Below are 26134 nucleotides of genomic sequence, written 5' to 3' on the forward strand. Positions count from 1 at the left end.
CAAATATATCGTGTCATTTGCACGTTTCTCGAAAAAATGCAGTAAATTTGCTCCCGAAATGGGTTCTGCCATCTTTTTGATGATAATGGTGTGAGCTTCTCCATATTTGAAATTACAAGAAAAATAGTATTTGGATATGATACTTGACAAGATTGAAAGCCTCCTTGCAGAGGTAAAAGAAATGAAAGCCTCGAATGCTGAGGAGATAGAGGCGTTGCGCCTGAAATATCTCAGCAAGAAAGGTGAGATCAATGCCGTAATGGCAGATTTTAGGAATGTACCTGCCGACCAGAAAAAAGAGGTGGGAATGAAAATCAACGAGCTCAAGCAGACTGCTCTCGAAAGGCTCAATGCCCTGCGTGATGCCATCGAAACAAGCGAAGACGGCGACCAGGGACTCGACCTGACAAGGACTGCCTATCCGATAAAGCTCGGAACACGCCATCCGCTGACCATCGTCAAGAACGAGATCATCGACATTTTCTCCCGTATGGGATTTGTGCTTGCTGATGGACCAGAGGCAGAAGACGACCTGCATGTGTTCACGAAGATGAATTTCGCCGCCGACCATCCTGCCCGCGACATGCAGGACACATTCTTCATAGAGCAGAATCCAAACGATGTTACGAAGAACATCCTTCTTCGTAGCCACACAAGTTCGGTGCAGGCACGCGTGATGGAGACATCGCAGCCTCCTATCCGTATCATCTGTCCGGGACGAGTATATCGCAATGAGGCAATCACAGCACGTGCACACTGCTTCTTCCATCAGATAGAGGGACTCTACATCGACAAGAACGTATCGTTCACCGACCTCAAGCAGGTGCTCCTGACCTTTGCCCGCGAGATGTTCGGAGCAGACACAAAGATTCGTCTGCGTCCAAGCTATTTCCCATTCACGGAGCCAAGTGCCGAGATGGATATCTCATGCCACATCTGCGGCGGTAAGGGCTGCGGATTCTGCAAGCATACAGGATGGGTGGAAATCCTGGGCTGCGGAATGGTTGACCCCAACGTGTTGGAGCTTTGCGGCATAGACAGCAAGGTATATACCGGTTATGCCTTCGGCCTCGGTGTGGAGCGTATCACCAACCTGAAGTATCAGGTTTCAGACCTGCGTCTGTTCTCTGAGAACGATGTGCGCTTCCTTGAGGAGTTTGAGGGCGCTAAATAAAAAATCAATCTTCTCTCTTCCTGCAGACAACAGACGGCTTGCAGCCAGTCTTTGATGCGTATTTGTGAAGGTGGAAGAGATAAATATCATTAACGATCCCTGTTGACAATTATTTGATTGACAGGGATCGTTTCGTATCAAGACTTGCGTATGTCTGATAGACAACATCTTTAAAGGAAATGAATATGAAGAAAAAGGCCATCGTTGTGGGAGCCACGTCGGGCATAGGACTTGAGGTGGCACGTCTTCTGGCATCCGGCGGATATGAAGTCGGCATAGCAGGGCGTCGTGAGGAGAGGCTCAGAGATATCATGCGTGAAACCGAAGGCATAGTTGCATACAGAAGAATCGACGTGAGAAGCGCTGAGGCACCGCAGCAGCTGCTCGACATGATACGGGAACTTGGCGGAATAGACCTCTATTTCCATAGTTCCGGCATCGGTTGGCAGAACGGTTCGCTTGAAGCAGACAAGGAGATTGCTACTGTGGAGACAAACGGAGTGGGATTTACGCGTATGGTGACGGCTGCATACAATTGGTTTGCCGATAGCGGGAAGGCTGGACGCATAGCCTGCATAACGTCGATTGCCGGCACGAAAGGCCTGGGAGCAGCTCCAGCCTATTCAGCTACGAAACGCTTTCAGACGCATTATCTTGAATGCTTGTCGCAACAGGCACGGATGCGTCAGTTGCCTGTCCGCATCACCGATATACGGCCTGGTTTCGTGGCCACCGACTTGATAGCCGGCAGCAATTTCCCATTGCAACTGTCGGCAGACAGTGTGGCTGCCGACATAGTGAAGGCAGTGGAGAAGGGTAGAGAGGTGGTGACGATAGACTGGCGTTACCGTCTGCTCGTGGCTTTCTGGCGTTTGCTGCCGAGAAGTCTATGGGTAAGGCTGAGGTTCGTGAAATAGTGAAAAGAAAATGTATATGAATATAAGAACCATAATACTTGATTTCGACGGAACGATGGGCGATTCGCGCAGTCTTATCGTCAGGACTCTTCAACAGACAATATGCGAATGCCGCCTGCCACGGTGCACCGATGAGGAGTGTGCCGCCACTATCGGACTGCCTCTGTATCAGGCTTTTGTCTCGCTGTTTGGCATTAGTGATGCTGATGGGCAACGTTGTGCTGATACTTACCGTCGCATCTTTATGGAGAACAAACAGGAGATGACTGTTAAGCCTTTCCCTAATGTCATTGATACCATACGCAAACTGAAAGCCTCAGGCAAGACCTTGGCGATAGCCAGCAGCAGGAGTCGGCAGTCGCTTGTGGAATACGTGGAGCAGTACGACATTATGGATTGCATCTCTTGTATTGTGGCTTCGGATGATATAGAGAAGGCGAAGCCGGCACCCGACATGGTTCTGAGAGTTCTTGAATTAACCGGAGGTACCCCTGATACCACACTTACCGTAGGTGATATGACATACGACATTGATATGGGTCGTGCTGCCGGAACACTGACCTGTGGCGTGACTTACGGCAACGGTACTCGCGAAGATCTCTCTGATGCCGATTTTCTGATAGATGACTTCTCTGAATTGATGTCGCTTCTTTGAGACATTCCTGAAGACCTATTTGTGACAACGCTTTTATCGTCTTTAATTTCCCCCACAGCGTGGGGAACAGAACCCCCTAATGTGGGGTTTCATTCCCCACGCTAAGGGGGGAATTTCCGACTATATGGTTACTCTTGCAATTCAAAAGCCGAACAACCGCTTCTCACTATCAATGTTCTCTGTCTCTGCCGTCAGGAATAGTGCCACTACCTCCAAGTCAGAAAACTTGGGAACAGGACCACGATGTGGAACATTCCCCGATTCGTTGACGAGATTTTCAGAGAAAAGTTTGTGTAACTCAAGTATTTTGACGAATTTTGTATGAAGGCTGTACTTGCGATGGGCTGTCTTTGATGTATCGGGAGATTATTCTGAAGGCTGCATTGATGGCGGAGTGGACTGCGGAAAAGAAGTCTGACCACCAAAGTAGCGCTTAAGTAGAAAAGATAGTGGCTGTAATGACCGATGATTATATTGGCGTTACTGAGATGATGAAACTATGTGGAATTAAGATAACAAAATGTGAAAGATGCACGAAGAAAGAATATTCCTTATGAAAAGACCTTTGTAATGGTCATACCTTACAAGTGGATTACCAATTCCAAGGGTATTCCAGTAACTTACGTATGACATTTTGGGCAAACGTCTCAATGCCAAGGAAAGCACTGATGTTAGAATAATGTTAGGTGGGGAAATGTTCTATACCAAGATAAATAATATCGGCTTTGATCAAAATAAGTACAATCATACAGAAATTCTACAGTTCAAATACGACAGCAATAAAATGCTTCTTGGAAAATTACAAGAAATATTCGAGAAGGAATATCGGTATTGTTTGGATGAACGTTCTGAAAGACCTAAGGGTAGCAATAAAAGGATTAACATCGCCGACAAGTATGATACTCAAGTCATTGTTTATGGCACATCGGAACCAGGCTTGTTCGTTTGGGAGCCTGTATTTGAAGATGTCATTAAACAGTCAAAGGAAGAAATTGCTCAAATGACAGAAGAAGAATACGAGACATTTGTAGAGTGCCAAGACCCTACTGCTAAAGTTGTCCGTAAATCAATAATGCAAAATGTTCGCGAATTAGATCGGTCGATTGGAGAGTCGTTGAAGATGACTTATGGATATAGATGTCAGATGACAGGTGAATATGTTGGTGAACAGCATGGCGTAAGTTGTGTTGAAGCTCATCATATTCTCCCTTTCGTAGAAAGTCTTGATAATAGTACAGATAATTTAATGGTGTTGTCACCTAATTATCATCGCATCATTCACAAGGCAAAACCTCATTTTAATCGAAAAACCTTGTCATTTGAATATCCTAACGGATTAATTGAAAAGGTAAAACTTAACTTGCATTTGTAGCATGAAACAACTGGTACATAACAAAGTAGTCAATAAATTATGGCTCTTCGTCAATTTAGGTGGTAAAAAGATGTTTGTTTATGGTTTTAATAGGGCTTGCTAATATTTATGAATGATAATGGGATATTTCTAATTAAAAGCAAATGGCTGCAAGCTGTTGATGAATAAGACAGAATAACCCCCGAAAATATTTATTGATTTTCGGGGGGTATCACAATTACCGGTTGAAGGTCATCCGGTTATTGTTATTTCAGCAGGTCTGGTCGCAGGCGCTTCGTTCTCTCGTAGCTCTGCTCCATCTCCCAATCCTTTATCTTTGCCTCGTTGCCGCTGAGCAGTATGTCGGGCACTTTCCAGCCTTTGTATTCTGCCGGTCTGGTGTAGATAGGCGCTGAGAGCATGTCGTCTTGAAAACAGTCGGACAGGGCGCTCTGCTCGTCGCTTATCACTCCCGGCACTATACGTACGATGGCGTCTGCCATAACGGCAGCAGCAAGCTCGCCGCCGGTGAGCACATAGTCGCCGATGCTTATCTCGCGAGTGATGAGATGTTCGCGGATGCGATGGTCGATGCCTTTGTAGTGGCCACACAGGATGATGAGGTTCTGCTTCATCGACAGGTCGTTTGCCACGTGCTGGTTGAACTGTTCTCCGTCGGGCGAGGTGAAAATCACTTCGTCGTAGTCGCGCTCAGCTTTCAGGGCCGAGATGCAGCGGTCTATAGGTTCACACTGCATCACCATGCCGGCAAATCCGCCGTATGGATAATCGTCCACTCTTTTCCACTTGTCGGCAGAGTAGTCACGCAGATTGTGCAGATGGATTTCTGCCAGTCCTTTCTTCTGTGCCCTTGCCAGGATAGACTCATTGCAGAAGCCTTCGATCATGGCTGGGAGCACGGTGATAATGTCAATTCTCATATTTTTCGTTAGAGTTCCTTCTTCAGCGCCTCTGCCATTTCGGTATACTCAGCGTCGGTGAGATATACTTTCTTTGGGTTCATCTGGAACACGCCGCCGAAGTCTGGTCCGCCCTTGTATTTCGGTATCAGGTGGAAGTGGAGGTGAGACAGCGTGTCAGAATAGGCGCCATAGTTAATTTTGTCAGGGTTGAATACTTTCTGCATGGCACGTGTCACCTTTGCCACATCGGCCATGAATGCGTTGCGCTCCTCGTCGCTCAGAAGGTTCAGGTCATCCACATGGTCTTTGTATGCCACGAGGCAACGGCCATGATAGGTCTGCTCCTTGAAGATGAACACTCGTGAAACGCTGAGTTTCGCTACTTCGATCATCAGATCGTGCAATGTCTCATTGTTCTGGCAATAGAGACAGTCTTTTGGGTCGCTATTCATTTTTTTCTTTGTTTTTAGTTGATAGTTTCTTATCCAGTCAATTTTGTCGCAAAGGTAGCAAAAAAACTGCAAGCATCAGCTATAATCATCTGAAATGTGAATAAGTGACGATAAAATAATACCTTGGTACGATTTGAGTGAGAAATGTAACCTCTCCTTAGAAGGTCTGACAACACAGCGGACTCTTATTTGAACAGTAGCGTTATCATCGGTATTGTGAATATCGACGCCACTGTGGTGATGAACGTGATCTCTGTCATGAGAGCAGGGTTGCGCCCGTATTTCAGACAGAACATAGTGCCGTAGGATGCTGCCGGCATGGCAATGACTACGGTGTTTATGGCATTCACCACTTCGCTCACTCCCAGACCCTTGAATAGGAAAAACAGCGATAGAGGAATGATGCAGAGTCTCAATAGCGATGCCACGTAGACCTTCGGGGTGCCGATGATGTCGTGTAGCGGCAGACGTGCCATCGACGAACCTATTATCATCAGCGCTGCCGGAACCGTTATGTTGCCCACCATCGTTACCGGCTTGGCTATCAGTTCGGGAGTGCGGATATTGAATGCCACAAGTAGGGCAGCGGCAAAGGCGGCTATCATTGCCGGCGAGAACAATATCTTGGGGTTGAGTTGCTTGATGCTGTATTCTCCCTTGATGAGCATCACGCCGGCTGTGAATATGAAGAAGGTGTTGGGCATGTTCAGCAGGGCGGCATAGAATATGGCGTGAGGTCCGAATATCGATGCCACTATGGGATAGCCGATGAAACCAACGTTAGCAAACATCAGTGTGAATCCGATCATTCCCTGGGCGTCGTGGTCTTTGGCTATGAATCTCGGTACGAAGAATCCGAATGCCAGGAGTATGATGTATGTCAGTATGCTTACTCCCAGCAGCGGTAGAATCAGCGTGCGGTCGGGCAGCGTGTCGCCCATTACCGACGAGAGGATAAGCGATGGACAGGTGATGTCGATAACTATAGTAGACAGTTTCTGGTCGAACTTGTCGCCCATATATCCGAGTTTGCATAGCACGTAGCCCAATATGACGATGATGAACAGAGTCACCATCACTTCCAGATTTTCCATTATCCTGATTTGTTTCGTCTTACTTGTTATATGATGCCCATCATCTGCAGGATGTATGGAGTCAGTATGGCGGTGAATATGCCGTTGAGCGTAAGTCCAAGCGACGCATAGGCCCCATGCTCCATTCCATGTTCCATAGCTGCCGATGTTCCCACGGCATGTGATGCTGTGCCGAGCGAGATTCCCTGGGATGAGGGCATTCCGATGTGGCCGTATTTGAGGATTCTGAATCCTGTTATGGCTCCGAAGATGCCGACGAACACCACTATCGTGGCGGTGAGAGATGGTATGCCGCCGATGCTCTGTGTCACTTCCATTGCAATTGGTGTGGTGACAGATTTTGCTGCCAGCGAGAGCACCACGATGCGGGATGCACCGAAATACTGTGCCAGGGCAACGACCGACACTATGCCGACAAGGCATCCCACGAGCTGCGACATGAATATCGGCACCATTTCATGCTTTATGGAGTGGAGCTGCTTGTATAGCGGAACACCGAGCGACACCACGGCGGGCTTGAGCCAGAAGTCTATCTTCGAACCGCTTAACTTGTAGGTTTCATAATCAATGTCGGCTATCGTGAGAAAGCATATCATGAAGGCTATGCTCACCAGGATGGGATTGAAAACCGGCAGCTGCAGCATTTTTCTTACGAGCTTGGCGAGGAAATATACTCCGAACGTCAGCGTAAGCAGGAAATAATCGTTGTTGAGGTATTCGTGGATATCCATTTGCTTATAGTTTTTTTCCTTTTATGCGTTTTATTATCTTCCTTGTCATGATGTGTGTCCAGCCTGTGACCACAAGCACGAGCATGGTGCTCAAGGTCGTGGCGAGCACTATGGGCACTATCTCTTTTCCGATAATGTCGAAATAGAGCATCAGAGCCACACCTGGCGGCACGAAGAAGAAGCCCATGTTTTTCACAAGGAAATTGGATATCGTCTCTACCCATTCCAGTTTTATCACTTTCACCTTCAGCAAAAAGGTGAGCAGAAGCATTCCAATGATGCTTGATGGCACGCTGATGCCGGTGAGCCATGTTATGAACTCACCAACGGCAAGGCAGCCAATAATGATTGCTAATTGTCTAAACATTTTTATTATCCTGAATTGAATATTTTTTCTTTTGCATGGTCGGGAGAAAATTGTTGAGTTCGTTCTGAATGATTCCGAACTCCTAAATCTCGATTTCTTCTATCCCTCCGTATTCCACTGTGTGTTCGAAGCATCCTTCCTCCTTGAACAGGCCTCCGTAGATGCCCGCACAGAGCAACACTCCGCAGTGGGCGAAGATGGCCACCTGGCGGTATGGCTTCTGCTTCAGTTCGTCGAGAAATCCTGCCACCCTTTCATATACCATCGGAAAACTTTCACCGTTTGTAGTTGCAACGTGCATATAGTCATCATACCATTTCTGCAGGTTGTCGTCCTTGATGTCGTCGTAGCGTTTCATTTCCCAGTCGCCCATGTTCATCTCCATGAGTCGGTTGTCTGTGACGGGGGTGGGATAACCGCAATAGTCTGCCAGCAGGCGCGCTCTGGTGAGAGGTGATGAGAACACGGCATCGAACGTTCTGTCGCCGAGTGCTTTCTTTGTCATTTCTGCCTCTTCTGTAAACGTTGCCGCCACGGGAACGTCCGTCTGTCCGTAGCACACGCCCTTCGGCACGTCTACGCTTGTGTGTCTGATTAATATTACTTTCATGTTTTTTTCAGTTAACGAGTTGACAAGTTAACGAGTTGACAAGCAAACGAGCAAACAAGCTGATATGAAGGTCACTTTTTCCCGTCCGTCTTTGATAATTTGGGCTTAATGCCACATGAACTCCAGCATCTTTCCTTCCATGGCGGCGCTCTTCATTGCATTCGACCATAGTATGGCGATGGTGAGATATGTAGTGAGTTCAATCAGGAGGAACAGTGCTCCGCAGCAGTCTCCCGTATATCCCTTGAGTCTCTTCCATATCAGTCTATAGAGGAAATACATCACCACGCATGGAACGAATACTATCAGATCCCATTCCAGTGTAAGCCGTGTGAGATAGAAGAACAGTCCCAGAGGCAGAAGTCCCTGCAAGGCGAGACATATGCTTGCCCCGATATTCATGCGTCGGTATACGTTCTTTGCCTTGGATTGTTCCTCAGTCCTGGCATACGGCATCATCTGTATAATCTGGCCGGCGAGCATCTTGGCATAAGGGTCGGCAGCGAATACAGACAATGCTGCAAGAATCGGAGGCATACACGAAAGGCTGAAAAAGAGCAGCAGTTCATAGAATATTATACCCAGCACACCATACGTGCCGATGCGTGAGTCTTTCATTATGTCGAGAATCCTCTGCCTGTCGGAGCCTCCTCCGCCGAACCCGTCAACGAAGTCTGTCAGTCCGTCCTCGTGCAGCGCTCCAGTGATGAATATCCTCAAGAGGATCGCTGCTACGATGGCTATGTTCTGCGGCATATACATAGAACCGAAATATATCGTTGCCGCCATAGCCCCTCCTGTTAGCCAGCCCACTATGGGCCAGTATTCTACCACTGCTTTATACGATTCTTTAGGCGGCTGATAGATACGCCAGAAAGGCAGTCGGGTGAAGAATATGAGCGCTGCCCATACGTTCTGCCACCACTTAGAAGTATTTAGTGATATTTGCATTTTCAAAGTTGTTCATCTCGTTTATCATCCTCACGCTGCTCTCAATGATAGGGTAGGCGCACAACGCTCCCGTTCCTTCGCCCAATCTCATTCCGATGTTCAGAATCGGTTTCGCTCCCATTATCTGCAGCATCTTGGCATGGGCGTGCTCGTCTCCGCAGTGTCCGAAGATGGCGTAGTTGAGCACTTCGGGATGTAGGCGGCTTGCCGCAAGCATACATGCCGACATTATGAAACCGTCCACCATCACTATCATCCTGCGTTCGGCGGCTCTCAGCATAGCTCCTATTGCTCCTACCATCTCGAAACCTCCGAAATAACGTATCATATCGGTAGCGCTGGCATAGGGGAAGTCCCTGTTGAATTTATCCACAGCCTCTTTCAATACCTTATGCTTGTGGCTCAACTGACTGCCTGCCACTCCAGATCCGGCTCCCACACAGTCGTCAAGTGGTACGCCTCCCATGAGATGCAGCCAGATGCTCGAAGGAGATGTGTTGGCTATTCCCATCTCGCCTATGCATACGATGTTGCAACCTTCGTCGGCACATTCGTCGATGATCTTTGCTCCCGTAGAGAGAGCCTTGTCCATCTCCTCTTCCGACATTGCCGCTTCGTGGAGGAAATCTTTTGTTCCCCATGCAATCTTCTCGTTCCTTATTTCAGGGAAAGAACTAAGGTCGTAGTCCACTCCCATATCTATTATTCTGAGCTTGAAGTTGTGCTGGCGACAGAACATGTTTACACCTCCTCCGCCTTTCGTGAAGTTTATCATCTGCTGCCATGTCACATCTCTTGGCGACAGGCTGACTCCTTCTCGCTCTATGCCGTGGTCACCTCCAAAAAGCAAGTGGCAGGGGTGGAAGAGAGTTGGGAGGAGAGAATGCTGCACGAGGCATATCCTCAGTGCCAGTTCTTCGAGCATTCCCAGCGAACCTTTCGGCTTGTTCAGATTGTCAATCTTGTCTTGTATTTCGTCCTTGATGCTATGGTCTGGCGAAACTATATTGAATTTTATCATGATAGAATAATATTTTGCTTACTTTATCTTCACCGGAATTCCGCTTACAGTTAGGTATACGTCGTCAGCCTTGGCCGCAACGTATTGGTTGAACCATCCGAGCAGATCAGTGAATCTGCGTTGTACGGCATTGCCGCTCACCCCTCCGCTGCCAATCTCGTTGGTCACGAAGATGAATGTGGCATCCTGGTCGGTAAACTTGTCGAACTCTTCCTCAATCTCTTTCAGCGTCTCGTTGATGTCAGGCTGATGGCTTTCATCGTTGGCTGCAGAAAAGAAGAAATTCGTACACCATAGAGTCAGGCAGTCTATCACAGCCACCTTATTATATATATACAGCTTGCTGAGATGTTTTTCCTCTTCGATGTTGGTCCACTGTTCTCCTCGGCGCTCCTTGTGTTTGTCCACGCGCTGCTGGAATTCTTCATCCCAAATGTGAGCCGTGGCGATGTACACAGGATTGCGGGAAAGCTCCAATGCCATGCGCTCGGCGAGGACGCTCTTTCCCGAGCGTTGTCCGCCAGTTATTAGTATGATACGTTTCATCAGTGCAAAAGTAGTAAAACTATCTGAATTATTCAGCGGTAGCAATGGATTATTTGATAAGTGGGCGAGTTTGACAAGTAAACCGGCTAATGGGGAGAATGGTTGACAAGTGTGTTGGTCTGCATATGGATTTCATAAAAATAACTATTTGAGCTTGTTGCGAGGGGTTTTTGTCAAATCATCTCTTGACAATTCGTTGGCTATATGCAATCTCGGGATGGCATATTAATATATATAGGTATAAGGTGGATATTCTTGCACTATTTTGCGTAAAAAGTTAGCTTGTGCAATAAATTTGTTAAGAAAAGTTTGGCTGTTATCAGAAAAATGTTTTACTTTGCACTTCAAGAATGTAGAAAGATTTTAAAAACTGTATTTATAATTAATTTTAAAGATTAAGAACATGAAAAAATTCTTTACTTTGTGCGCTGCTGCTGCTTTGGCAGTTTCCGCATCTGCTCAGACAGTTACTGAGAGTAAGACTTTTGACAATTGGTACATCGGTGTAAACGGTGGTCTTGCAACAGGTATTCATCCTTCACAGCTCGGCTGTGGCGGTACATGGCTCAAGGATATCACTCCTAACGCAGGTATCCGCGTAGGTCGCTATTTCACTCCTGTATTCGGTCTCGCTGCTGAGAGCAATGTTTATTTCAGCGATCTTCATCATACAGGGCGTACAATGAACAACCTCTTCGGTAACTACACAAATACTCTGGTTAACTCAATCAACACCTCTCTTATCGCTACAATCAACTTCAGCAACTGGTTCGGCGGTTACAAAGGTGAGCCACGTCTCTTCGAGGTAAGCGGCGTTTATGGTCTTGGTTGGGGTCACGTATTCGGTGGCGAGGATCACGATCGTTACTATGCAAACTCTTGGGATTCTGCTGACAAGGTAGACTTCCTGACATCTAAGGCTGGTCTTGACTTCGCTTTCAACCTCGGCAAGGACAAGGCATGGCAGGTATATGTTGAGCCAGCAGTAGTTTGGAACCTCGAGGGCGCTAAGAAGGGCGTTCGCTACGATGCTAACTACGCTGACTTCCAGCTCAACGCAGGTGTTGTTTACAAGTTCAAGAACTCTAACGGTACACACAACTTCACTATCGCACAGGTTCGCGACCAGGCTGAGATCGACGGTTTGAACGCTAAGATCAACGATCTGCGCAACGACTTGAACGGTAAGGATTCTGAGCTCGCTGCTAAGAACCGTCAGATTGCTGACCTCCAGAAAGCTCTCGACGAGTGCAACAGCAAGCCTAAGTATGAGAAGCCAGCTACAGCGACTAACCTCCAGCCTACAGTTATCTTCCGTCAGGGCAAGTCTGTAGTTGATCCTGCTCAGTACGCTAACATCGAGCTCATCGCTCAGTACATGAAGAATCATCCAGAGGCTACTGTAGAGATCAAGGGTTATGCATCTCCAGAGGGTTCTAAGGAGCTGAACCAGAGACTTTCTGAGAAGCGTGCAGACGCTGTTAAGAACATCCTCGTCAAGAAGTACAAGATTGCTGCAAGCCGCCTTACAACTAAGGGAATGGGTGCAACAGACAAGCTCTTCGAGCAGGTTGAGTTCAACCGTGTTGCTACTTTCAACGACAACGCAAAATAATAAGTTGGCTGAATAGCGATTTATTACATACTATGTCCCCGTCACTTCATTGTGACGGGGACTTTTGTAGTATGCTATTCCTTATTTTGGTTTTGTGTTTTTTTTTGACTGTCATTAGGTAAAGTCTCTTTTGTTATATCGTGTAACGACATTTTCATGCGAATTACACTTAACAGAGTGATATTTCGCTATTTATATGTAAAAAAAGAAATGATAATTTTGCAATTTACATTAAAAAGTCGTAACTTTGCAGCCGCTTAACGTAAAATAGTCGAATGAAGAATGACAAAATGAAAAACCAGTACCGCGTGAACGAACAGATTCGCGTCAGGGAAGTGCGAGTTGTTGGAGATGATGGTTCAACCGTAATGCCTACACGTCAGGCTCTTGATATAGCAAGAGACAAGGGCGTGGATTTGGTAGAGATTTCTCCAAATGCCCAACCGCCAGTATGTCGTATCATCGACTATAGCAAATTCCTTTATCAGCAGAAGAAACGTGCAAAGGAACTGAAGGCAAAGCAAGTTAGACAAGAAGTCAAGGAAATTCGTTTCGGACCACAGACCGATGATCATGACTACAACTTCAAACTCAAGCATGCCAAGGAATTTCTCGAGGAAGGCAACAAGGTTCGTGCTTTCGTGTTCTTCCGTGGCCGTTCTATCCTTTTCAAGGAGCAGGGAGAAGTTCTGTTGTTGCGTTTCGCCAACGATCTTGAGGAATATGGCAAGGTGGAGCAGATGCCTGCATTGGAAGGCAAGAAGATGTTCCTCTATCTCTCTCCAAAGAAAGCCGGCGTAGCCAAGAAGAGTCAGCAGAAGATTGATAGAGAGCGCCGTGAAGCTGAGGCCAAGGGTCAGACAAAAGAAGAGGGGGCTACAGAAACTGCTGAGACTCCTGCTAACGGAGGACTCTTCGCTAACGCCAAAAATGGTGCCGATGCTCTGAAGAAGCTCCAGAAGTAATATATAAGAGAAAATAACAGGTGCGTAACGTCTTGGTATATACGTTGCCACCGCATAATAAATAACCATTTAAACATTTAAAAAAATGCCAAAAGTAAAGACAAACTCCGGTGCAAAGAAGAGATTTCGTTTCACTGGTACAGGTAAGATTAAGAGACGTCACGCTTACCACAGTCACATCCTGACTAAGAAAACAAAGAAGCAGAAGCGTAATTTGGTTCACACTGCAATCGTTGATCCTAGCAACGTTAAGCAGGTACGTGATTTGCTGCGTCTCCGTTAATCCTATTGTCTAACATTTTTAAAGTAAGAAGAAACTATGCCAAGATCAGTAAATCATGTTGCTTCAAGAGCAAAAAGAAAAAGAATTTTAAAGCTTACACGTGGTTACTATGGAGCGCGTAAGAACGTATGGACCGTAGCCAAGAACACTTGGGAGAAGGGTCTTACCTATGCTTACCGCGATCGCCGCAACAAGAAGCGTACTTTCCGTGCGTTGTGGATTCAGCGTATCAACGCTGCTGCCCGCCTCGAGAATATGACTTATTCTACTCTGATGGGTGCTCTGCATAAGGCTGGTATCGAGATCAACCGTAAGGTTCTCGCTGACCTCGCTGTAAACAACCCAGAGGCTTTCAAGGCTATCGTTGCTAAGGTGAAGTAAATCATAAGCAATCATAAATCCAAAAAAAAGCTGCATTGCAATTTTCGCGATGCGGCTTTTTTATTGCTCGTTATTCCTGTCTCTACCGGTCAAAGTTGTGGTATATCTTATTTGTTTGCTGGTCTATGTTCTTGCTGAAGAGCACCAATGCCTTGTCTTGACAAAGCATTGATGCTGATTCACGTTAAACTTCCATTATTTGCATAAGGCTATTATATTCCTTTCATTGATAGTGATATGCGATGTCGCTTCTCGTCAACCTCAGCTACTCTTACCATGACATGCTGGTGTAGCTTCACTACTTGTGTAGGGTCGCTGACGTAGCGGTCGGCAAGTTGGGAGATGTGTACCAAACCGTCCTGATGCACGCCGATATCTACGAAGGCACCGAAGTTGGTGATGTTGGTGATAATACCGGGCACTACCATACCCACCTTGAGGTCGGCAATAGATTGTATGCTGCTGTCAAATTCAAATTCTTCAATTTGTTCTCTTGGGTCGCGTCCCGGTTTTTCCAGTTCGCTGATGATGTCAGTGAGTGTAGGTATACCTACTGTGTCTGTCACATAGCGTTTTATGTCTATGCCATCACGCTTCTTCTTGTCGAGAATCAGGTCGCCAACAGAGCAGTGGCAGTCTTTAGCCATCTGTTCTACTATTTTATAGCTTTCAGGATGTACAGCACTGTTGTCAAGAGGATTACGGGCTCCTGGTATGCGAAGGAATCCGGCACATTGTTCAAATGCTGCCGGACCGAGGCGTGGTACGCGTTTCAATTGTGCTCTGCTCTGGAACGGCCCGTTTTTGCGACGATATTCCACTATGTTCTTAGCCAATGCCGGTCCCAGTCCGCTGACGTATGTCAGCAGATGGCGACTTGCCGTATTAAGGTCTACGCCCACCGAGTTTACGCAACTCTCCACCGTCAAGTCAAGGCTCTTTCGGAGCTTCGTCTGGTCAACGTCGTGCTGATATTGTCCCACACCGATACTTTTCGGATCTATTTTCACTAATTCAGCAAGAGGGTCCATAAGTCGTCTGCCTATCGACACAGCGCCTCGTACTGTGACGTCCTCCATAGGGAATTCCTCTCGTGCTGTTTCAGAAGCAGAATACACAGAAGCACCGTCCTCACTTACCACAAACTGCTTTATTTCATCAGCGAAATGCAGTGAGCGGACGAATGCGGAGGTTTCGCGACTTGCCGTACCGTTGCCAATGGCTATAGCTTCGATACGGTAATCTTTTATCATCTTAAGCATCTGTTGTGTGGCTTGCTGAACCTTGTTTACAGGAGGGTGGGGGAATATGGCCTCGTGGTGTAGCAGATTGCCTTGTGCGTCGAGACATACTATCTTGCATCCCGTTCGGAATCCTGGGTCCACTCCCATAACTCGTTTCTGACCAAGTGGGGCAGAGAGCAACAGCTGTCGCAGGTTTTCTGCAAACACGCCGATAGCCTCCTCATCGGCTTTTTCCTTGCTCAGATTTGCAAATTCCGTTTCTATGGCAGGTTTGAGAAGTCTTTTGTATGAGTCGTCAACAGCTTCGCCCACAAGTGAGGAGCAGCGCCCGTAGCCACGGACGAAGAATCTTTTAAGCCTCTCGGTACATTCATCATCGTCGGCAGATATTGAAATTCGGAGTATACCTTCGCTTTCGCCACGGCGCATGGCAAGCAGACGATGGGATGAGCATCTGCGTAGCGGTTCGGAGAAGTCGAAATAGTCTGAGAATTTCGCAGCCTCTTCACTCTCTGCCTTTGCCTTGACAACTTTCGACGATATTATGGCACCACAGCGGAAAGCCTGTCTCACGGTCTGTCTGCTGCGTTCGTCTTCGCTCACTGTCTCGGCAATGATGTCTTGTGCTCCGCGAATGGCAGCCGCTATATCTTTCACGCCATCTTTAACGAAACGTTGTGCGGCAGCTTCCGGATTGTTTTCTTTTTGCATCATGAGGATTACAGAAAGCGGTTCCAATCCTTGTTCGCGAGCCATCTGTGCTCTGGTACGACGTTTTGGTTTGAATGGCATGTAAATGTCTTCCAGTTCGTCAGCATCCCAGCAGAGGTCAATGCGCTGTAGCAACGCGTCTGTCATCTTTCCTTGGTCTGTGATGGTCTTCACCACAGTTTCTTTGCGTTTGCTTATTTCTTTTAGCTTGTCGAAGGCGTCGCTGATGGCTGCAATCTTCACTTCGTCGAGACCTCCTGTGCGTTCCTTGCGGTAGCGGCTGATGAAGGGGATGGTGCATCCCTCTTCGAGCAACTGGAGAGTGTTTTCTGTACTTCGGCGACTGATAGATAGCCGGGCGGCTATGATTTCTGAGAATTTTTCAATGTTCATTGTTGTATTTCTTAATCAACTATTCTTTTTGCTTACATGTTAACGGAAAAATATAATAAAGATTGTGCAACGTATGGAAATTAGTTGTGAATTAAGAAGGTAGTTAGTTGTGAATTAAGAAGGTAGTTTCTCCTTAACCAAAGAAGGCCCGGAGATGATATATTCTCCGAGCCTTTGCGAACATAAAAAACTATTGGTAAGGTGTGTGGTGTGTTGTCTTATTTTCTGTTGGCTACACGTTGTTTGATTTGCTTAAGCCTGTTTTGATAGTAGTTCTTCACGTCAGACCATTTGTAATATGGCCATGAATCGGTGGCTACCGGGATATGGCATTCCTTCTCGTTGTGGAGGAATTTTACGATGATATTGCCTGCCTTGTTGCGGAAGAATACAATCTGAATGTTGCTTGCCATCGGGGTGGCCTTGAAGTCAGCCCAGTGTTTGTAGACCTCTTCTGGTTTCCTTACTTCCACATCAAATCCATCGATCTGCAGGAGTGCAAGTAGCGGAATGACGTTTCCGTCGTGGCCGAATCTTAGGTCAGCAGCCATATCGCCATTGCTGATAGCCTTGTCTGCACATTCAAGGATATTCTCAACGAGCGTTGATGCGTTTGCCATTACCAGTCCGTCGCTCATCTGAGGATTGGCATTGCCGATATAGAAGCGGTAGTTCACGCACTGCCACATGTCGAAGAGTTCTTGTGGCGTGAAAATGTCGTAGAACGTCACGTCTTTGGTCTCTATGTCCTGCATGTCAGAAGCAATCCAGTAGAATGCCCATGCGAGTTTCTCCGGATTTACCTGGCAGCGGATAAAGTCGGCATCTGAAAACAGTGAGTTTACGAGGCGAGCAGGTTTCACGTGTTCTGCCTCAAACTTGCGATATTCCTCCACCCAAGGACCAGTCTCACCATGAGTGAATTTGTTTGACTCATCGGTATGGTAATTCAGATATGACATGTTGCGCTCCGTCATTTCGTAGTCGACAGAGAGCTGCGGATATATACCTTTTAGTCCATCGCAGAATGCCGCCATACTCATGGCACAACGGTATACAACAGTGGAACGGGCGAATACACGGCGTTTGCCTCTGAACGCCTCAGGATAGTTGTGGGCCATTCTCTCTGCAATACCTTTGTGCTGTCTGGCTCCCAGTGGAGTGAGGTCTCCGCCCCGTCCGCGTGTTTCTGTGAACACCTTGCGAAGGCGCTGCAGCACGTCCTTTCCGAGCGGTGTTATGCATCCTTCATTTTCAGCCTTCTCAAGCAGTGAGATGGTCATGGTGAAGTCGCCGTCGCCCAAGAGATAGCGAGAACCGTGGCGTCCGTAATGGCTTACGTAGAATGGTGTGTAGCCTTTTGGAGCAGGAGTCTGGCGTGTTGTCACTTCTGGGTATGCGAGATATACGCCTCCCGACTTGTTGAGATCGGCACTGATCTCTTCGAATGATGTCTGTGCCATCGCACCGTTGGCTGCCAAGGCGATGGTCAGTGTGAGTAGTGTGTGTCTGATTGAAATCATGATGTTTGTTTTTAGTTGACGAGTTGACAAGGAGGTTTCCTTTGATTGTCAGAAGAAAAACAATTTCCTTGTCTACTCGTCTACTTGTCTACTTGTTAACTCGTCTGCTTGTTAACTCGTTAATTGGCATAACCGTCGTTCTGCTTCAGCAAAGGCATGTTGGAGAACTCTGTCTGAGGGATAGGGAATACCTTCAGGTAATCCTCTACGTCGGCACCTTCGCGCACGCCGTTCTTCCAATCCCAGTTGCGTCCGCTTGTGAATTTGCCGAAGCGTACGAGGTCGGTACGGCGCACAAGTTCTGTGGCAAGTTCGCGCTGGCGCTCAGCGAGGATGAAATCGAGATTGAGATCGCTCATCTGTATATCTCCCGATACGTCGGAACGAACACCGTCCTTTGCGTATTTGCCAGACATATAGGCGCGTTCGCGTATTTCATTTACATAGCCTAATGCTTCATCCATAGTGCCGTTAGCACCTCTCAGAATAGCCTCGGCGGCTATGAGATAAGCTTCGGCAGAGCGGAACAGAGGGAAGTCGATGGATGAATATGCGTCACCCTGCTCTGGCAGAGAATTGTCACGGTTTACGTTGCGCCATTTGATGTAGCCGTAGCCACAGGTGAAGGTGCTCGTCATGTTGCCTTTCTCGTCCCATGTGTTCTTTGTCTGGTTGGGCAGAGCCGTCATGAACTGTGCTCGCTTGTCCATCTTCTTGTCGCCCCATGTGTCGTTTGGGTCGAATATCACATCCTGGGCGTCGAAAGCGTCAACGAGAGTGGTCTTCGCCCTTACGTTGCCCCATCCGCGAGATCCAACGCCTGTTTTATACAGCTCGTTCATCGGTCCGTTGACGAAAGCCTTTGTTTAGAAGTTCGTTCCGGCTGAGCTTTGTGCTCTGAGTCCGTCCTGAACGAGAGGCCAGATTATTTCGCTACATTTGTCGTTGTCGGCGAGGAAGATCGTACGATAGTCAGGGGCCAAAGGATAAGTACCGTCGTTGATCACCATCTTGGCATATTTGAGAGCATCGTTGTAGCGGTTCTCGCCAGTCCATGATTCTGCGTTTATATACATTCTGGAGAGCAGGAACCATGCTGCCACACGGTCGATACGTCCATACACGTTCTCGCCTGGAGCCTTGAGGTCTGTGTCTATGGCGAGAAGTTCGCTCTCGGCAAAGTCGAATATCTGCTTGCGGGTCCACTGTTGCGGTATGTCCTTCACGCCAGTGTTCTCGTCGATGTATGGCACGCCGCCGAAGAGGTCGCACAAGGTAGCATAGCAGTAGGCGCGGATGAATCGTGCCTCTGCACGGTAGCTGGCACATTCGCCGCCAAGTTCATTCCATAGTCCGCGGCTCTTGAGCTTGCTCTCGGTACATTCGCGCAGCAACTCGTTGCAGTATGCTATAGACATGTAGAGACGCTGATATGTCCAGCGGATGACAGAAGCGTTGGATGCGTCCCACTGCAAGTTTAGACATTTGCGCAGTCCGTTAGACGATGATGGCATGATAAAGTTGTCTGTTGGCAACTCCTGCAGGTAGAACATGAGGCGCACATATCCAGAGTATCCTTCGTTGGCACCCTCAAGGTCACCGTCGCCACCGTCGCCACCTTTCTGACCTGTGAGGATAAGTGAGCTGTAGCATTTTGCAAGTACTCCTGTATAGCCGTCGGCTGTCTGATAGACCTTTTCGCTCACCAGCTCATTGTCGTCGAGAGGCATGGTGTCGAGGTCGCTGAAACATGATGTGAAGAGGCATCCCAGGATGCCCAGCAACATTGTTTTCAATATATTCTTTTTCATAAGTTGTGTTCATTTTGTTGATTGACTGGGAAATTGTTTCATTCATTGACCAGTTCTCCCGTCAATTCATTTACTTTATTTAAAAATTCAGATTAGCAGATATTGAGAAGGTGCGTGGACGAGGATATACGTCACGGTCGATACCGTTGTATATCTCTGGATCCAGACCCGAATAACCGGTTATTACACATACATTCTGAACTGCTGCCGAGAGACGCAGGCTGCTCGATGAGTTCCATAGTTTGTGGAATGTGTAGCCCAGCGTGATGTTGTCGATACGGAAGAAGTCACCCTTCTCGAGGAAGTAATCAGAATAGAGCTGCTGCTGCTGGAATCCGCTCTGTGCCGTGGTCTTCAGGATATTTGAGAAGTTGCCCTGATCGCTATATACCTGCTGCTGGTATTGGTTGGCTGCCACATAATTATATATGTAGTTTCCGAATGAACCATGGCCAGTGATGCCCAACTCCCAGTTCTTGTATGTGAATTGAGTGTTGAAACCGAGATATGACTTTGGCAGGGCGCAGCGGCTGGCATGGCGTGTCTCCTTAGAAGAAACGCTACCGTCCGGCTGTACGAACTGACCTTCCATAGGCTTGCCATTCTCGTCGTATGCCTGCTTTGCCAGATAGAAGGTGTAAGGGCGTTTGCCCACCATGAAGCATTCAACGAACTTGCCAGTGCTAGAGATGGCGCCGGTTTCAACGTAAGAGCCTTCTGTATCTACGGTGTTGAGTTTCGTTATCTTTGAGTCGTTCCAAGTGTAATTCAGTCCTACGCTCCACGAGAAGTCCTTGGTCTGAACAGGCACTGCATTGATTGAGAACTCTACACCCTTGTTGTCCATCTCACCGATGTTCGTGGTGAGCACGGCGGAATAGTTCACACCGGAAATTACAGGAATGGTGTTGAGAAGGTCCTTGGTGTGGCGTTTGTATACGTCGATAGAACCATATATGCGGTTGTTGAGGAAACCATAGTCAAGTCCGGCATTCCATGTCTCCGTTGTCTCCCATTTGATGTCGCGGTCGTAGCCGTTAGGACGATAAGTGTTATACCACTTGTCACCGAACAGATAGCTGGATTCTGGATAAGAGGCAGAGAAGGTTGTCATGTATGGATAGTCGTTGAGAATGTCCTGCTGACCAGTCTGGCCATAGCTAAGGCGCAGTTTCAGGTTTGTCAGAACCTTGTTCTCTTTCAGGAACGACTCCTCGGAAATCTTCCATCCCAGAGCTACAGAAGGGAAATAACCATAGCGGTTGCCCTTGGCAAATCTCGACGATCCGTCGGAACGCAGAGTTGCCGTAACCATGTATTTGTTGTCGTAGCTATAGTTCAGTCTTCCATATAATGAAAGGAGATAATATTCAGACTTAGAGTGTTTTGCGGAGAACAGTTCCACTCCCTCTGGCGACAGTGTGGTATCGCTGAACTTCTTCCAGAAATGCTGCCATCCGTAACCGGCCATGGCTCCGATGTCGTGTTTGCCGAATGAGTGCTGATAATTGGCATAGAGGTCGAGCAGGGTGTTCGTCTTGTTGTGCTTGGAGTTGTAGTCGAGACCCGTACCGTCCTTTTTGTTAGCCGTATACATCATTCCCGCCAGATCAGGCACAAATTTGCTGTATTTGCTTTCAAGCACATCGTAGCCCAGGTTGAGGTTCAACTGCAGGTCTTCGAAACCGTGCACCTTATAGTTGAGGGCAACGTTGCCGATAGAACGATAGAGCTTGTTGTGCAGATTCTGTAGTTCCAATTGTGCCACAGGGTTGTCGGTCTGTATGGCCATCGGAGAGTTGCCGTTCATCCAGATGAAGTAGCCACGGCCTGGGTCAGTGGCAGATGTCTCGCTGCCGGTATGCACAGGGCGTGTTGGGTCATAAGCCAAGGCATTGCCTACAACTGATTCGTCCACGCGGGTGTTGTCCTCCATTGAAGCTTTCAGATTAACGTTTACAGAAAGGTGGTCCTTGAAGAACTTCGGTGCGAGACCGCCGTCGAAGGTATAGCGCTTGTAATTGTTCGTGCGGATGATACCGTTCTGGTTTGTGTAGCCTAAAGACACCCTAACTGGAGCTTTCCTGTTGATGCTTCCCGACATGGAGATGTTGTGGTCGGTGCCGAATGCTGTTCGGTATATCTCGTCCTGCCAGTCGGTGTTGTTTGTTCCGAAAGCTGCGTCAGCTGGTACACCTGTCACTGTTGGGGCGAAGGCACGGAACTCATCGGCGCTGAGCACTTTCAGACGTTTCGCTGTAGTGCTTATAGCAAAGTTTGCTGAATAGTTGAACTTCGGTGCGCCCGAACTTCCTTTCTTTGTTGTTATCACGATAACGCCGTTGCTGGCACGTGAACCATAGATGGCAGTGGCAGAGGCATCCTTCAATACAGTGAAAGTCTCGATGTCGTTAGGGTTGATGCCGCCGATAAGGTTGCTGCCGCCCTCGATGGAAGAGTTGTCCACTGGCACACCGTCGATAACTATCAGCGGGTCGTTAGAAGCCGACAGAGATGCACCGGAGCGGATACGTATCGTAGAGCCAGAGCCTGGAGCACCAGAGCTTGAAACAACGTTTACACCGGCAACTTTGCCCACGAGAGCGTCTTGTGCACTCGCTCTTGAACCTTTGTTGAATTCATCTGGCTTGATGGCAGAAACAGACCCCGTAAGGTCATTCTTCTTCACGGTGCCGTAACCCACTACGACCACGTCGTCAAGCTGTTTCGTATCTGGATTCATCTTGATTCGCATCATGCCGTCGGCAACGGCAACGGTTTTGTCCTCATAGCCGATGTAGCTCACGTGGAGGCTTTTCGCTGAAGAGGGAACGTTGGCAAGAACGAAATTACCGTCGATATCGGTAATTGTACCGCCTGGCATGCCGTCCACAGTTACAGTGACACCGATCATGGGGTCACCGTTTTCGTCCAGGATACTTCCTGTAAGACGTTTGGTGGCATTGTTGCCGGCTTGTTGTGTGGCATGTTTCACACCGTTGTGGCGAGCTTTGGTTATAATGATGTTCTTGCCTTCAATCTTGTAGTCGATGCCCTTCTGACCCTTCAAAATCTGCTCGATTACGGCAGAGAGGTCGGCATTGGTTGCCGACACCGTTACCTGTCGCTGGGTGTTGACATCGGTAGATGAGAAAACAAAAGTGTAGCCGGTCTTTTCCCGCAATTGGTTCATGGCCTGCTTCACAGTTACATTGTTTGCTCTGAGCGTCACCTGCTGAGCACTGGCAGTGGCGCTGAGGCATAATAGTGCTGAGGCTATGCATACAGCCTTTTGATAGTTGTACATAGGATTAATAGATTTATTTTTTATTATTGTTTATGATAGAGATTATGTCCTGCCTGCTCCATATTGGGGCGAGGCGGATTCGGTTATTCAGTTTTTATATTCTGACTGCTTATTTACAGTTCTTATAAGTTCCTTTTTTCAGTATTTCGTGTCATTTCCTTTTCTTTTGTTTATCCATAGGCTTTGTCTTTTGTTTTTATATTTCAGGTTTCATAATAGATTCGGTTTATGTAAGATTGGTAAATCTGTTTCTTGTAAATTTACCCATTCAATATATGTAATACTCCCCACTTTTCAGTCGTTTGTATCTCATCTGTTGAGTTTTGGCCATTGTAGACAGAATATCCTCAATGGTTGTTGTCTGGCGGAATGTTCCGTAGAAGGCCCTCTGACGTAACTGTTGTGCCACTTTTATCTTCACTTTGTAGGTGCGCTCCAGTGTTTGGGCTATTTGTATGAGTGGTATCTCGTCGAAGAACAGTTCACCATGTATCCATGAGTCAGAACGGTTGCCATCTTCCATCTTCATCTTGGTCATCTGGCCAGTGCCCTTGTTCAGTGTCAGTCGCTCGTTGCCTACCATTTCCATGTGTTTGCCGGTCTTGGTGCTCGCAATGTCTACATGTCCACGCATTAGCTTCACAGTGACGCATTGGTCTTCTGGATAGTCGCGAAAAGTGAATCTTGTGCCAAGGACCTTCAGATTTGCCGATTTCGTACTTACCACAAAGGGCAGCTCCTTGTTTTTGCTAACGTCGAAACATGCTTCACCTGTAAGCTTCACATTTCGGTCGCTGATGCCGAATCCTTGAGAATACTCGATGTGTGAACGGGCGTTCAGCCATACACGGCTTCCGTCGGGTAGACGCACTTCGGAGATGGAACCGTCTGAAGACGATACTCTGATCTGGGCAAGCTGACGCGTCATGCTGATTGTGGCATATTCGTATCCTGCCCACGGTAGAGCCACGGCCAAGGCAATGGCAGCCGCTGCCACGGCACTACGCCAATGAAGGCGGAAAAATGATGTGCCGCCGGTATTCCCTTTTGAAGAAGCGCGATCGCAGAAACGGTGGTAGGCCTGTTCCTTGTCGTAACCGTCGGCAGATGATGCAACGGCAGATGAGAAGTCAATCTCGATGATATGCCGTATGCGACGGCGATAGTCGTCAGACTCCAATGCGGCATCGCGCAGGAAAACTATCGCCTCCCTGTCGCTTCTGTCAGCAAGATAACGCTCCGCCATCTTGTCGATCTGTTCGTATTTTTCTTCTCTTTGCATATCAGGATTTTTGAGTCTCTATACTGTTATGACAAACATGACAGATGAGAGGGTAGTGAAAAACTGAAAAAAATAACTCCATCATAAAAATATTTATTCAATGGTGATTGAAAGTGTGTGTCTCTCCTAGCGTACATTATTTATATAGTCTTTTCCCATTGTTCTTCAAGTGTAGGCTCATTCACATGCTATTTGTTCAGAAAACTGCCTGTAAGGATACTGGCTGTGATTGAGTGAATGACTATAATGTGGATTTGCATACTTTGAAATGCTATCTTATGAGCATGGCGATGACAATCCACTTCAGATAACCGTCAAGATTGGAATGGAGAAATGACAATGCTTGCTTGATGTGATATTTCACTGTGTTGGTTGAAATATTCAGTTCACTAGCGATTTCCTTATATGAAAGTCCTTCGAAACGGCTTTTCTCGAACACCTCGCGGCATTCTTTAGAAAGCAGCGATATGCACTGACTTATTTGTTCTTCGAGTTCCTGTTCGAGCAGTGTTCCTAGGGGTTGGCTGCCATCTGTGAAAATAACGTCGAGCATTTCCATTTCTTCTCTTATGTTGAGAGAAGCATTGGTGGCAGAAAGGCGCTTTATGCGCGATTTCAGTTCGTTTATACACCTGTTCCTTACAGCTCCCAATAGGTAGGAACGCAGACTGCTGGTTATGTTGAGTCTCTCGTGGCTCTTCCAAAGATTGAAGATCACGTCGTCAGCAATGCTTTCAGCCATGGCCCTGTCGTGGAGCATCCTGTTGGCAAAACTGCACATCAGTCCATACTCATTATCAAAAATGTAGCGAAAAGCATCCTCGTCGCCTTTGTATAACCGTGATATTATAAAAGTGTCGTCAGCCATATCTTTTATAATTGATTCGTATTATAGTTGATTCGAAGTGAACGTGTGATATTAACTCGTTTTAATTGGATTTTGATAAAGATGTCGCGTGGCAGTATGTTTTTATATTGTCTCTTGCCATCTCATAGGCAAAGGTACACGTTTTTCTTGAAAATTATGTCTTTGCAAGCATCTTTTTGGCATTGGAAACTGCCTTGATGGCTGATCGGTGGGAGAAATAATGCCTGAATAATTACTTTATGTATGAAGGAAAGTTAGAATTAACCCTATTCTTAATGGTTATTACATGATAAATTCCCTTAAATAGTATTAGGCAATGGTTAACAAGTGTTTAAACGATAGCTGGATTGTGTATAGTATAAAAATAAAAGTCGTACCTTTGCACCGCATTTTGCAAATTTAATAAATAAACAATTAAAACAATGTTGAATCATTACGAAACCGTTTTCATTTTGACTCCCGTTTTGTCTGATGAACAGATGAAGGAAACGGTCGCTAAATTCAAGACTCTGCTTACCGACAAGGGAGCTGAGATCCTGAACGAGGAGACCTGGGGACTGAAGAAGATGGCTTATGCAATTCAGAAGAAGTCAACAGGTTTCTATTGCCTGCTTGAGTTCAAGGCTGAGCCATCAGTTGTTGAGAAGCTTGAGATTGGATACCGCCGCGATGAGAAGGTAATCCGTTTCATGACAGTTAAGCTTGATAAGTATGCTTCTGAGTATGCTGTCAAGAGAAGAAACAAACTTGGTAAAAAAGAGGAGGCTTAAAAATGGCACAAGAATCAGAAATCAGATACTTGACTCCACCTTCAGTGGACACTAAGAAAAAGAAGTATTGCCGTTTCAAGAAAAGCGGTATCAAGTACATCGACTATAAGGATCCTGAGTTCCTCAAGAAATTCTTGAACGAGCAGGGAAAAATCCTTCCACGTCGTATCACTGGAACATCTCTGAAGT

The 26134-nt window shown here is 47.0% G+C and carries 24 protein-coding genes and 2 pseudogenes; 10 read left to right on the forward strand and 16 right to left on the reverse strand.

Translation table 11 applies throughout. The features are described from left to right. The first annotated feature begins 136 nt into the window (after nt 1-136). From pheS to QVO99_RS01800, 3 genes are all read left to right on the forward strand, one after another. The gene (gene pheS, locus QVO99_RS01790) at nt 137-1174 is read left to right on the forward strand and encodes a phenylalanine--tRNA ligase subunit alpha (protein WP_022315878.1); all 1038 of its coding nucleotides are present in this window, start codon (nt 137-139) and stop codon (nt 1172-1174) included. A gap of 185 nt (nt 1175-1359) precedes the next feature. Then, complete coding sequence (locus QVO99_RS01795; RefSeq protein ID WP_022315879.1) at nt 1360-2091, forward strand: SDR family NAD(P)-dependent oxidoreductase; 732 nt, start codon at nt 1360-1362, stop codon at nt 2089-2091. A gap of 16 nt (nt 2092-2107) precedes the next feature. Then, complete coding sequence (locus tag QVO99_RS01800) at nt 2108-2746, forward strand: HAD family hydrolase (RefSeq protein ID WP_288176867.1); 639 nt, start codon at nt 2108-2110, stop codon at nt 2744-2746. Between the two features lie 144 nt (nt 2747-2890). On the opposite strand, the pseudogene QVO99_RS01805 reads toward QVO99_RS01800, so the two are convergent. After that, nucleotides 2891-3088: pseudogene (locus QVO99_RS01805) on the reverse strand (IS982 family transposase); the annotation flags it as partial. Nucleotides 3089-3380: 292 nt separating this feature from the next. Here QVO99_RS01805 and QVO99_RS01810 point away from each other — a divergent pair. After that, on the forward strand, nt 3381-4118 hold the full coding sequence (locus QVO99_RS01810) for an HNH endonuclease signature motif containing protein (RefSeq protein WP_288176868.1): 738 nt from the start codon (nt 3381-3383) through the stop codon (nt 4116-4118). A 245-nt stretch (nt 4119-4363) separates the two neighbouring features. Here QVO99_RS01810 and trmD read toward each other — a convergent pair whose 3' ends face one another. The 9 genes from trmD to cobU form a co-directional block, all read right to left on the reverse strand. Further along, nucleotides 4364-5038: a tRNA (guanosine(37)-N1)-methyltransferase TrmD gene (gene trmD, locus QVO99_RS01815; RefSeq protein WP_022315883.1), complete on the reverse strand. Its 675-nt coding sequence runs from the start codon at nt 5036-5038 to the stop codon at nt 4364-4366. 8 nt (nt 5039-5046) lie between these two features. Further along, the gene (locus tag QVO99_RS01820; protein WP_330072000.1) at nt 5047-5505 is read right to left on the reverse strand and encodes an HIT family protein; all 459 of its coding nucleotides are present in this window, start codon (nt 5503-5505) and stop codon (nt 5047-5049) included. Nucleotides 5506-5657: 152 nt separating this feature from the next. Continuing rightward, nucleotides 5658-6566, reverse strand: coding sequence for an AEC family transporter (locus QVO99_RS01825; RefSeq protein WP_022315885.1), 909 nt, complete (start codon nt 6564-6566; stop codon nt 5658-5660). Between the two features lie 26 nt (nt 6567-6592). Further along, nucleotides 6593-7297 carry an LrgB family protein gene (locus tag QVO99_RS01830; RefSeq protein WP_022315886.1) on the reverse strand — a complete coding sequence of 235 codons (705 nt, stop codon included), beginning with the start codon at nt 7295-7297 and terminating at the stop codon, nt 6593-6595. Nucleotides 7298-7301: 4 nt separating this feature from the next. Next, on the reverse strand, nt 7302-7664 hold the full coding sequence (locus QVO99_RS01835; RefSeq protein WP_022315887.1) for a CidA/LrgA family protein: 363 nt from the start codon (nt 7662-7664) through the stop codon (nt 7302-7304). Between the two features lie 82 nt (nt 7665-7746). Continuing rightward, nucleotides 7747-8274, reverse strand: a complete 528-nt coding sequence (gene cobC, locus QVO99_RS01840) for an alpha-ribazole phosphatase (RefSeq protein ID WP_022315888.1) — start codon at nt 8272-8274, stop codon at nt 7747-7749. Between the two features lie 105 nt (nt 8275-8379). Next, complete coding sequence (locus tag QVO99_RS01845) at nt 8380-9225, reverse strand: adenosylcobinamide-GDP ribazoletransferase (RefSeq protein WP_022315889.1); 846 nt, start codon at nt 9223-9225, stop codon at nt 8380-8382. Beyond that, nucleotides 9200-10246, reverse strand: coding sequence for a nicotinate-nucleotide--dimethylbenzimidazole phosphoribosyltransferase (gene cobT / locus QVO99_RS01850; RefSeq protein WP_022315890.1), 1047 nt, complete (start codon nt 10244-10246; stop codon nt 9200-9202). Before cobT ends, QVO99_RS01845 begins: the two co-directional genes overlap by 26 nt. An 18-nt stretch (nt 10247-10264) precedes the next feature. Then, the gene (gene cobU / locus QVO99_RS01855; RefSeq protein WP_022315891.1) at nt 10265-10792 is read right to left on the reverse strand and encodes a bifunctional adenosylcobinamide kinase/adenosylcobinamide-phosphate guanylyltransferase; all 528 of its coding nucleotides are present in this window, start codon (nt 10790-10792) and stop codon (nt 10265-10267) included. A gap of 403 nt (nt 10793-11195) precedes the next feature. Between cobU and QVO99_RS01860 the strand changes: the two genes are divergently transcribed. From QVO99_RS01860 to rplT, 4 genes are all read left to right on the forward strand, one after another. Next, on the forward strand, nt 11196-12407 hold the full coding sequence (locus QVO99_RS01860) for an OmpA family protein (protein ID WP_022315892.1): 1212 nt from the start codon (nt 11196-11198) through the stop codon (nt 12405-12407). A gap of 275 nt (nt 12408-12682) precedes the next feature. Then, the gene (gene infC, locus QVO99_RS01865) at nt 12683-13372 is read left to right on the forward strand and encodes a translation initiation factor IF-3 (RefSeq protein ID WP_022315893.1); all 690 of its coding nucleotides are present in this window, start codon (nt 12683-12685) and stop codon (nt 13370-13372) included. Between the two features lie 85 nt (nt 13373-13457). Then, nucleotides 13458-13655 carry a 50S ribosomal protein L35 gene (rpmI, locus tag QVO99_RS01870; RefSeq protein WP_022315894.1) on the forward strand — a complete coding sequence of 66 codons (198 nt, stop codon included), beginning with the start codon at nt 13458-13460 and terminating at the stop codon, nt 13653-13655. A gap of 36 nt (nt 13656-13691) precedes the next feature. After that, a complete protein-coding gene (gene rplT, locus QVO99_RS01875) occupies nt 13692-14036 on the forward strand; it encodes a 50S ribosomal protein L20 (protein ID WP_022315895.1) in 345 nt (114 codons plus the stop codon). 212 nt (nt 14037-14248) lie between these two features. Here the strand turns inward: rplT and QVO99_RS01880 are convergent, their stop codons facing one another. From QVO99_RS01880 to QVO99_RS01905, 6 genes and pseudogenes are all read right to left on the reverse strand, one after another. Next, nucleotides 14249-16384: a Tex family protein gene (locus QVO99_RS01880; RefSeq protein WP_022315896.1), complete on the reverse strand. Its 2136-nt coding sequence runs from the start codon at nt 16382-16384 to the stop codon at nt 14249-14251. Nucleotides 16385-16602: 218 nt separating this feature from the next. Further along, nucleotides 16603-17907 (reverse strand): histidine phosphatase family protein, encoded by a 1305-nt coding sequence (locus tag QVO99_RS01885; RefSeq protein ID WP_022315897.1) that lies wholly within the window; start codon nt 17905-17907, stop codon nt 16603-16605. A 119-nt stretch (nt 17908-18026) separates the two neighbouring features. Continuing rightward, nucleotides 18027-19694 (reverse strand): annotated as a pseudogene (locus QVO99_RS01890) (RagB/SusD family nutrient uptake outer membrane protein). A 103-nt stretch (nt 19695-19797) separates the two neighbouring features. Continuing rightward, nucleotides 19798-23025: a TonB-dependent receptor gene (locus tag QVO99_RS01895; protein ID WP_022315900.1), complete on the reverse strand. Its 3228-nt coding sequence runs from the start codon at nt 23023-23025 to the stop codon at nt 19798-19800. Between the two features lie 268 nt (nt 23026-23293). Further along, a complete protein-coding gene (locus tag QVO99_RS01900) occupies nt 23294-24307 on the reverse strand; it encodes a FecR family protein (protein WP_022315901.1) in 1014 nt (337 codons plus the stop codon). 271 nt (nt 24308-24578) lie between these two features. After that, a complete protein-coding gene (locus QVO99_RS01905; protein ID WP_022315902.1) occupies nt 24579-25175 on the reverse strand; it encodes an RNA polymerase sigma-70 factor in 597 nt (198 codons plus the stop codon). A 425-nt stretch (nt 25176-25600) separates the two neighbouring features. Between QVO99_RS01905 and rpsF the strand changes: the two genes are divergently transcribed. Together rpsF and rpsR are read left to right on the forward strand one after the other, a co-directional pair. Beyond that, nucleotides 25601-25945: a 30S ribosomal protein S6 gene (gene rpsF / locus QVO99_RS01910; protein WP_278841078.1), complete on the forward strand. Its 345-nt coding sequence runs from the start codon at nt 25601-25603 to the stop codon at nt 25943-25945. Between the two features lie 2 nt (nt 25946-25947). Then, nucleotides 25948-26134 (forward strand): 30S ribosomal protein S18 (gene rpsR, locus QVO99_RS01915; RefSeq protein ID WP_288176869.1); only part of this gene is annotated, 187 nt, incomplete at its 3' end.

Source organism: Prevotella sp. CAG:592 (genome assembly GCF_000436015.1).
GTDB classification, from domain to species: domain Bacteria; phylum Bacteroidota; class Bacteroidia; order Bacteroidales; family Bacteroidaceae; genus Prevotella; species Prevotella pectinovora.

What these genes read in the sequence shown, in the direction of transcription:
- pheS (WP_022315878.1), top strand. Translation starts at nt 137, where the DNA reads ATGATACTTGACAAGATTGAAAGCCTCCTTGCAGAGGTAAAAGAAATG.
- QVO99_RS01795 (WP_022315879.1), top strand. Translation starts at nt 1,360, where the DNA reads ATGAAGAAAAAGGCCATCGTTGTGGGAGCCACGTCGGGCATAGGACTT.
- QVO99_RS01800 (WP_288176867.1), top strand. Translation starts at nt 2,108, where the DNA reads ATGAATATAAGAACCATAATACTTGATTTCGACGGAACGATGGGCGAT.
- trmD (WP_022315883.1), bottom strand. Translation starts at nt 5,038, where the DNA reads ATGAGAATTGACATTATCACCGTGCTCCCAGCCATGATCGAAGGCTTC.
- QVO99_RS01825 (WP_022315885.1), bottom strand. Translation starts at nt 6,566, where the DNA reads ATGGAAAATCTGGAAGTGATGGTGACTCTGTTCATCATCGTCATATTG.
- QVO99_RS01830 (WP_022315886.1), bottom strand. Translation starts at nt 7,297, where the DNA reads ATGGATATCCACGAATACCTCAACAACGATTATTTCCTGCTTACGCTG.
- QVO99_RS01835 (WP_022315887.1), bottom strand. Translation starts at nt 7,664, where the DNA reads ATGTTTAGACAATTAGCAATCATTATTGGCTGCCTTGCCGTTGGTGAG.
- cobC (WP_022315888.1), bottom strand. Translation starts at nt 8,274, where the DNA reads ATGAAAGTAATATTAATCAGACACACAAGCGTAGACGTGCCGAAGGGC.
- QVO99_RS01845 (WP_022315889.1), bottom strand. Translation starts at nt 9,225, where the DNA reads ATGCAAATATCACTAAATACTTCTAAGTGGTGGCAGAACGTATGGGCA.
- cobT (WP_022315890.1), bottom strand. Translation starts at nt 10,246, where the DNA reads ATGATAAAATTCAATATAGTTTCGCCAGACCATAGCATCAAGGACGAA.
- cobU (WP_022315891.1), bottom strand. Translation starts at nt 10,792, where the DNA reads ATGAAACGTATCATACTAATAACTGGCGGACAACGCTCGGGAAAGAGC.
- QVO99_RS01860 (WP_022315892.1), top strand. Translation starts at nt 11,196, where the DNA reads ATGAAAAAATTCTTTACTTTGTGCGCTGCTGCTGCTTTGGCAGTTTCC.
- infC (WP_022315893.1), top strand. Translation starts at nt 12,683, where the DNA reads ATGAAGAATGACAAAATGAAAAACCAGTACCGCGTGAACGAACAGATT.
- rpmI (WP_022315894.1), top strand. Translation starts at nt 13,458, where the DNA reads ATGCCAAAAGTAAAGACAAACTCCGGTGCAAAGAAGAGATTTCGTTTC.
- rplT (WP_022315895.1), top strand. Translation starts at nt 13,692, where the DNA reads ATGCCAAGATCAGTAAATCATGTTGCTTCAAGAGCAAAAAGAAAAAGA.
- QVO99_RS01880 (WP_022315896.1), bottom strand. Translation starts at nt 16,384, where the DNA reads ATGAACATTGAAAAATTCTCAGAAATCATAGCCGCCCGGCTATCTATC.
- QVO99_RS01885 (WP_022315897.1), bottom strand. Translation starts at nt 17,907, where the DNA reads ATGATTTCAATCAGACACACACTACTCACACTGACCATCGCCTTGGCA.
- QVO99_RS01895 (WP_022315900.1), bottom strand. Translation starts at nt 23,025, where the DNA reads ATGTACAACTATCAAAAGGCTGTATGCATAGCCTCAGCACTATTATGC.
- QVO99_RS01900 (WP_022315901.1), bottom strand. Translation starts at nt 24,307, where the DNA reads ATGCAAAGAGAAGAAAAATACGAACAGATCGACAAGATGGCGGAGCGT.
- QVO99_RS01905 (WP_022315902.1), bottom strand. Translation starts at nt 25,175, where the DNA reads ATGGCTGACGACACTTTTATAATATCACGGTTATACAAAGGCGACGAG.